The sequence below is a fragment of the Kribbella sp. genome, from assembly GCF_035687465.1.
Classification (GTDB): Bacteria; Actinomycetota; Actinomycetes; order Propionibacteriales; family Kribbellaceae; genus Kribbella.
In genome coordinates, this window is sequence record NZ_DASRXP010000155.1 from 1 (window position 1) to 2,136 (window position 2,136).

Sequence of the window (2,136 nt, forward strand, 5' to 3'; positions counted from 1 at the left end):
CTGGGGAGCGCTCTCTGGCGGAACAACTCGGGATCAGCCGGCCCTCGGTCCGCGAAGCGGTGCGCGTGCTCGAGGCGATGGGCGTGGTCCGGACCGCGACCGGATCGGGACCGGACTCGGGTGCGGTGATCGTGGCGGAACCGTCCTCACCGCTGACCGCGCTCCTGCGGTTGCATCTGGCAACCAACCACCTGCCGATGGGTGACATCGTCCAGACCCGCGTGCTGCTCGAATCCTGGGCCGCCCACGAGGCCGCCTCGACCGTCGCCACCGCGGGGAAACTGGCTGCCGCCGAGGGGTTGCTGGATCGGATGGACGATTCGGGGTTGACGCCGGAGGAGTTCCATCTGCTGGATGCGGAGTTCCATGTGGCGTTGGCCGCGCTGGCCGGGAACGTACTGATCGCCGCGGTCATGTCGTCGCTTCGGTCCGCCATCCACGGGTATGTGCTGGCGGCGGTTCCGAATCTGCCGGACTGGGACGCGACCGTGGTCGGTCTGCGCTCCGAACACCGCGCCATCGTTGCCGCGATCCGCGCCGGCGAGCCGGACCGCGCCGCAGAACTCGTCACCCAGCACATCGAAGGCTTCTACCGCGCAGCCCGCGTCTCCCCTGAGCACTGACCCCATCCTGAAGGTCAGTAGTCAGCGCGCGACCCCGACGCAGCGTTCGGTGGCGCTCAGTGCTGTGCGGCGGAGGCCGACGATCACGGCCGCGCCGACCACGAGGTGCAGGGACGCGAGGCCGAGCTTCGCGCCGAGGCCGATGCCGCCGAACAGCGGGCTGCTGAGCGAGGTGATGCAGGCGATGATCGCGACGACCGTCCAGACTTTGCGGGCGTTCACCGTGCGGCGCTCCAGCAAGGCGAGCAATCCCCAGCCGGCGAAGGCCATGGCAGCTGAAGCGAAGAACACTGAACCAGCGCCGATGTCGAACGTCGTCGCCCCTTGCTCGGCTCGCAAGTCGATCCCCGCAACCTGCGAGAACACCGCCCACCCGGCAACCGCCGCAACCACAGTCACCCCGACAACCGCCAACCTCCTCCGTCCACCTCCCTCACGACGACTCACACTCTCGCCTGCTCCCTCGCTCAACTGGCGGACCGTGCTCAACTCGCTGGTACTGCGCTTGGTGGTGCTCATGGGGTGGACCTCCTGGTCTGGTTGGTGGACAGGCCAAGATTCCGGGAGAGCGCTGTCTGGCGGCATCGGCCGTGCGGCTGGATCGGGACGTCCGGAGGTCGGCGAGGCTTCGACTTTGGTCGGTGGTGTCCGGCCCCTACGCCACCTAGCCTCGGCGGCATGAAGTTGATCTGCGGTACGTCGTCCCCGGGTCGATGGGCCGACATTGCCGTCGTGAGCGCCGTAGGAACGTTCTCCGCGTTCACGATCCTCGGCCGGTACACCGGCGACCACTCGCCGGGCTTGCTAGTCCTGGACATCACCATCGGCGTCATCTCCTGCGGGCTCGTCCTTGCACTGATGCGACGCCCGGTCTCCGCCGCGCTGGTTCTCGCCGCTCTGGCAGCGCTCTCGCCGGCCGGCACTCCGGCTTCCACCGTGGGCACTCTGACCGTCGCGCAGCGCCGTCCGTTGCGGGTCGCCGCCCTGGTCGCGGCCACTGGGGTTGCGGGTCACCTGATCCAGAACATCTTCCGGCCGATCGATGGACTCGATCTGGGGTGGTTCCTGGTGCTCGATGTGGCGGTCCACGCCGCGCTCGTCGGCTGGGGACAGTGGATGCAAGCAAGGTGGGCCTTGCTCCACTCGCTCCGAGAACGCGCTCTCCGAGCCGAGAACGAGCAGGGCCGCCGGGTCGCCGAGGCCCGGTCACTCGAACGGACGAAGATGGCGCGCGAGATGCACGACGTACTGGCTCATCGGCTGTCGTTGCTGGCCACCTACGCCGGAGCACTGGAGTACCGCCCCGACTCGTCGCCCGAGAAACTCGCACGGGCCGCCGGGGTGATCCGGTCCGGGGTCCACCAGGCGCTGGACGAACTGCGCGAGGTGATCAGCGTGCTCCGCGACGGCGAGATCGAGGAACTGCCCGGCGGACGACCGCAGCCGACCTTCGGCGATCTGACCGCCCTCGTCGCCGAGTCGCGGAACGCCGGCACCGAGATCCGGTACGACG

3 protein-coding genes are annotated in these 2,136 nt (G+C 68.8%); 2 read left to right on the top strand and 1 reads right to left on the bottom strand.

Features of this window, described 5'->3' with window-relative positions; translation table 11 throughout:
- Positions 1 to 623: FadR/GntR family transcriptional regulator (locus VFG33_RS07910; RefSeq protein WP_325023976.1), on the top strand; the 623-nt coding region annotated here is incomplete at its 5' end.
- Between the two features lie 21 nt (positions 624 to 644).
- Here VFG33_RS07910 and VFG33_RS07915 read toward each other — a convergent pair.
- Complete coding sequence (locus VFG33_RS07915; protein WP_325023978.1) at positions 645 to 1,142, bottom strand: DUF6069 family protein; 498 nt, start codon at positions 1,140 to 1,142, stop codon at positions 645 to 647.
- Positions 1,143 to 1,301: 159 nt separating this feature from the next.
- Here VFG33_RS07915 and VFG33_RS07920 point away from each other — a divergent pair.
- A partial coding sequence (locus tag VFG33_RS07920; protein WP_325023980.1) for a sensor histidine kinase occupies positions 1,302 to 2,136 on the top strand: 835 nt, incomplete at its 3' end.

Bases quoted from the DNA above. Each gene is read 5' to 3' on its own strand.
- VFG33_RS07915 (WP_325023978.1), bottom strand. From the start codon at position 1,142: ATGAGCACCACCAAGCGCAGTACCAGCGAGTTGAGCACGGTCCGCCAG.